The sequence below is a fragment of the Pseudomonas sp. FYR_5 genome (genome assembly GCF_043106315.1).
In the GTDB taxonomy this organism is placed as follows: domain Bacteria; phylum Pseudomonadota; class Gammaproteobacteria; order Pseudomonadales; family Pseudomonadaceae; genus Aquipseudomonas; species Aquipseudomonas putida_Y.
Genome location: NZ_JBICMK010000030.1, coordinates 1 through 4,864, shown reverse-complemented (window position 1 = coordinate 4,864; position 4,864 = coordinate 1). Strand labels below are relative to the sequence as shown.

The window sequence follows — 4,864 nt, the reverse complement described above, 5'->3', positions numbered from 1 at the left end:
AGCGTAGCGTAGGGGCCGGATGATGGGAGCCGACGGTTTTGGTTACTTTGGCCACGACCAAAGTAACCCGCCGGAAGGGCGGAAAGGTGAATAGGCGCCAACATCGTGAATGAATGTCTACTTGATGTGAAAGCGCACAACCCAAAGGCCCAAAGGCTCAAAAGCTCAAAAGCTCAAAAGCTCAAAAGCTCAAAAGCCCAAAGCTTAAGCGCTGGTTCTGATCGGGCGTACAGTCCGTTTGCGATGGCGACGCCAACTCACCTTTCCGCCCTTACGGCGGGTCCCTTTTTGTCGTGGCAAAAAGGGACCAAAAACCGTCGGCTCCCATCATCCGGCCCCTACGCTACGCTCCGGGGTCCCCTCGCTCCGGCCTTGCTCCCGGGAGCACGCGCTGCAGGCCCCATCCATGGGGCCTCAGCGCTTGACGGGCATCCATGCCCGTCATCTCCCTCCGCAAGGCCTCCACTCGGCCTCCTGAAGTCGCAATCTGCGTCGCCTGGACTACCGCGCGCTTAGAAGCAAGATCAAAAGCGAAAAGCGAAAAGCGAAAAGCGCAAAGCGCTCAGCGCCGCACCTGCTTGAGGGTTTCGGCAATCAGGAACGCCAACTCCAGCGACTGATCAGCATTCATCCGCGGATCACAATGAGTGTGATACCGGTCAGACAACGCATCCTCGGTGATCGGCCGGGCACCACCGATGCATTCGGTGACGTTCTGCCCAGTCATCTCGATATGGATACCGCCGGCATGGCTGCCCTCAGCCTGGTGCACCTGGAAGAACTGCTTCACCTCATCCAGAATCTGCGCAAAATCGCGGGTCTTGTAACCGCTGCTGGCCTTGATGGTGTTGCCGTGCATCGGATCGGAACTCCACAGCACCTTGCGCCCCTCGCGCTCGACCGTGCGGATCAGCCCCGGCAAGTGGTCGCCAACCTTGCCCGCGCCCATGCGCACGATCAGGTTCAAACGCCCCGGGTCATTGGCCGGGTTGAGCGTGTCGATCAGGCGGATCAGCTCTTCGGGGTTCATGCTCGGGCCAACCTTGACCCCAATCGGGTTGTGCACGCCACGCAGGAACTCCACATGGGCCCCATCGAGCTGGCGGGTGCGGTCGCCGATCCACAGCATGTGCGCCGAGCAGTCGTAGTAGTCGCCGGTCAGGCTGTCCTGGCGCACGAAGGCTTCTTCATAGTTCAGCAGCAGTGCTTCGTGGGCCGTGAAGAAGCTGGTTTCGCGCAGTTGCGGCGCACTGTCCAGGCCACAGGCACGCATAAACGCCAGGGTTTCATCGATGCGATTGGCCAACTGGTGGTACTTGTCGGCCAGCGCCGAGTTGGCGATGAAGTCCAGGTTCCACTTGTGCACCTGGTGCAGGTCGGCAAACCCGCCCTGGGCGAACGCGCGCAGCAAGTTGAGGCTGGCGGTGGCCTGGTGGTAGGCCTGCAGCAGGCGATCCGGGTCCGGAATACGGCTTTTGGCGTCGAAACCTATGCCGTTGACGATGTCGCCGCGGTAGGCGGGGAGGGTGATGTCGCCGATGGTTTCATCGCCAGATGAGCGGGGTTTGGCGAACTGCCCGGCCATACGCCCCACTTTCACTACCGGGCAGCCGGCGGCAAAGGTCATGACAATGGCCATTTGCAGCAGCACCTTGAAGGTGTCGCGGATTTTTGCAGCCGAGAACTCGGCGAAGCTCTCTGCGCAATCGCCGCCCTGAAGCAGGAAGGCACGCCCTTCAGTGACTTCGGCAAACTGCCGGCGCAGCTCGCGCGCCTCACCCGCGAACACCAGCGGCGGGTAGCTGGCCAGGGTCTGTTCAACCTTCAGCAGGTGCGCGGCATCGGGGTAGGTCGGTTGCTGCTGGATCGGCAGGGCGCGCCAGCTGTCGGGGCTCCACGGTTGGTTCATCTTGGGCTCGGTCTTGTCGGTTGTAGGCTATGGGCCATGGTAACAGTTGGCGCTGCGCTTGTTGCATCCAGGGTGTTGGCGGACAATGCGCGTTTTTGCGCAGGTGGGTGGTGGACATGACGGCGGAACGGCAAGAGCGGCTGCTGGCACGGGTGGAGGATGCTTTTGGCGTCATCAGCGTGTACGAAGTAGACGACTACCGCTTTCTGGAGTTCGGCGATGCGATCGAGCAAAGCTGTGTGTTCACGGCCGACCCCAGCTGGCTGGAGTACGACTATACCCGCGCCATGCTGGTGGGGGCGCTGTGCCACGAATCGCCGGAGAGCGCGCTGTTTCTGGGCCTGGGCGCCGGCACGCTGACCCAGGCCTGCATGAAGTTCCTGCCGTTGGAAGACATCGAGGCCATCGAGCTGCGCCCGGATGTGCCGCGCCTGGCCATGGATTACCTGGGCCTGGACGACGACCCACGGCTGTATGTGCGCATCGGTGATGCCCTGGAGCTGCTGCCCACGGCAGAGAAGGCCGACCTGCTGTTCGTTGACTTGTACACCGACCATGGTCCTGGGGTCGGGCACCTGGCGTGGAACTTTCTGGAGAACTGCCAGCAACACCTGAACCCGGGCGGCTGGCTGGTGATCAACCAGTGGGCCACCGATGATGGCAGGCCGCTGGGCGCAGCGTTGTTGCGCGGGTTGTACCACCGGCATTACTGGGAACTGCCTGTGAAGGAGGGCAATGTGATTCTGCTGGTGCCGGCAGACCTGGAGCAGTCGCTGGACCTGGACGGTTTGAGAGCCCGGGCCGAAGCGCTGGCGCCCCGTTTGGGGTACAGCCTCGATGGGCTGATCCGCGAGATTCGGCCGGCTACCTGAAAGGCTCAACCGCTGCGACACCGAGCGCGCACGGCTTCAGGGGATTATCGATTCAGCCTGTCGTGCTTGGTGGCCCGATGCTGGCCCTGCACCCATGAAAATTTTCCTCACGTACGTGACTATTTCAGGTATAGTACGCGCCGGTCTTTTAGCGGACCTCAAAATCAGGTGGTGCAAATCCTCCGAGTCCAGCTTCGGCTGCGCGTCCGCTAGGCGGACCTTCCCAAGTTTTCTTTTTCAATCGTTTTCGCAAATCCCCGCCGCCAAAGCTGCCTGGGTGACCTGACGGTCTTTCAAGGCATGTGCAGCTTTGGAGCATGGGTCTTTGCGGATGCACCTAGAGGCAGACCCATGACCCAGGAAACCGGCGGCTTCGCCGCTCTCGATCTTAATCCGAACATTGTTGCTGCCGTTGTGGCTACCGGCTATGAAGAGCCGTCCGCCATTCAGCAACAATCGATCCCGATCATCCTCGCCGGTCACGACATGATCGGCCAGGCGCAGACTGGCACCGGCAAAACCGCTGCCTTCGCCCTGCCGATCCTGAACAAGATCGATGTGAGCAAGCGCGAACCGCAAGCCCTGATCCTGGCGCCAACCCGTGAGTTGGCGCTGCAAGTTGCTACCGCTTTCGAAACCTACGCCAAGCAGATGCCGGGCGTGAACGTTGTCGCCGTCTACGGTGGTGCCCCGATGGGCCCACAGCTGCGTGCGATCCGCAACGGCGCGCAAATCGTCGTGGCCACCCCGGGCCGTCTGTGCGACCACCTGCGTCGTGACGAAAAAGTCTTGTCGACCGTACAGTACCTGGTACTGGACGAAGCCGACGAGATGCTGAAGCTGGGCTTCATGGACGACCTCGAAGTGATCTTCGACGCAATCCCGGCTACCCGTCAGACCGTACTGTTCTCCGCAACCCTGCCGTCGTCGATCCGTTCGATCGCCGAGCGTCACCTGCGTGAACCCAAGCACGTCAAGATCCAGACCAAGACCCAGACCGTTACCGCGATCGAGCAGGCCCACCTGATGGTCCACGCGGACCAGAAGATCCCGGCTGTGCTGCGTCTGCTGGAAGTGGAAGAGTTCGACGCGCTGATCGCCTTCGTACGTACCAAGCAAGCCACCCTGGACCTGGCCGCCGCGCTGGAAGCCAAAGGCTACAAGGCTGCTGCATTGAACGGCGACATCGCCCAGAACCAGCGTGAGCGTGTGATCGACTCGCTCAAGGATGGCCGCCTGGACATCGTCGTCGCCACCGACGTCGCTGCCCGTGGCCTGGACGTACCGCGCATCACTCACGTATTCAACGTCGACATGCCGTACGACCCGGAGTCCTACGTACACCGTATCGGCCGTACTGGCCGTGCCGGTCGCGATGGCCGTGCACTGTTGCTGGTTACCCCGCGTGAGCGCCGCATGCTGCAGGTGATCGAGCGTGTAACCGGGCAGAAGGTTGCCGAAGCGCGCCTGCCTAATGCACAGGCCGTGCTGGATGCCCGCATCAAGAAGTTGACCTCGAGCCTGGCGCCGCTGGTAGCCGAAGCAGAAGCCACCCACGGCGAGCTGTTCGACCGCCTGACCACCGACCTGGGTTGCAGCGCGCGTGCACTGGCTTCGGCCCTGCTGCGCAAGGCCACCAATGGCCAGGCGCTGGACCTGGCGGCGGTAGAGCGTGAGCAGCCGCTGGTACCGAGCTTTGCCCCGCGTGGTGAGCGTACCGAGCGCGGTGAGCGTGGCGAGCGCCCTGACCGTGGTGACCGTGAGCGTCGTGCGCCGCTGCCGTTGGCCGAAGGCCGCGTGCGTTGCCGTACCGCCCTGGGTGCCCGTGATGGCATCGCTGCCAAGAACCTGCTGGGTGCGATCCTCAACGAAGGTGGCCTGGCGCGTGACGCTATCGGCCGCATCCAGGTGCGCGACAGCTTCAGCCTGGTCGAGCTGCCGGAAGACGGCCTCGAGAAGCTGCTGTCCAAGCTCAAGGACACCCGCGTGGCTGGCAAGCAGCTGAAGCTGCGTCGCTACCGCGAGGATTGATCCTGGCGTAATGAAAGAATCCCCGGCTTAGGTCGGGGATTTTTTTTGCCTG

The 4,864-nt window shown here is 62.4% G+C and carries 2 protein-coding genes and 1 pseudogene; 2 read left to right on the top strand and 1 reads right to left on the bottom strand.

The genetic code is table 11. The features are described 5' to 3' along the window. Nucleotides 1–562: 562 nt before the first annotated feature. The gene (locus ACF8RA_RS03310) at nt 563–1,909 is read right to left on the bottom strand and encodes a class II 3-deoxy-7-phosphoheptulonate synthase (protein ID WP_209964332.1); all 1,347 of its coding nucleotides are present in this window, start codon (nt 1,907–1,909) and stop codon (nt 563–565) included. Between the two features lie 116 nt (nt 1,910–2,025). Between ACF8RA_RS03310 and ACF8RA_RS03305 the strand changes: the two genes are divergently transcribed. Then, nucleotides 2,026–2,781 carry a spermidine synthase gene (locus tag ACF8RA_RS03305; RefSeq protein WP_010952896.1) on the top strand — a complete coding sequence of 252 codons (756 nt, stop codon included), beginning with the start codon at nt 2,026–2,028 and terminating at the stop codon, nt 2,779–2,781. Nucleotides 2,782–3,098: 317 nt separating this feature from the next. Then, nucleotides 3,099–4,812, top strand: a pseudogene (locus tag ACF8RA_RS03300) (DEAD/DEAH box helicase). Nucleotides 4,813–4,864: the final 52 nt, after the last annotated feature.

Bases quoted from the DNA above. Each gene is read 5' to 3' on its own strand.
- ACF8RA_RS03310 (WP_209964332.1), bottom strand. From the start codon at position 1,909: ATGAACCAACCGTGGAGCCCCGACAGCTGGCGCGCCCTGCCGATCCAG.
- ACF8RA_RS03305 (WP_010952896.1), top strand. From the start codon at position 2,026: ATGACGGCGGAACGGCAAGAGCGGCTGCTGGCACGGGTGGAGGATGCT.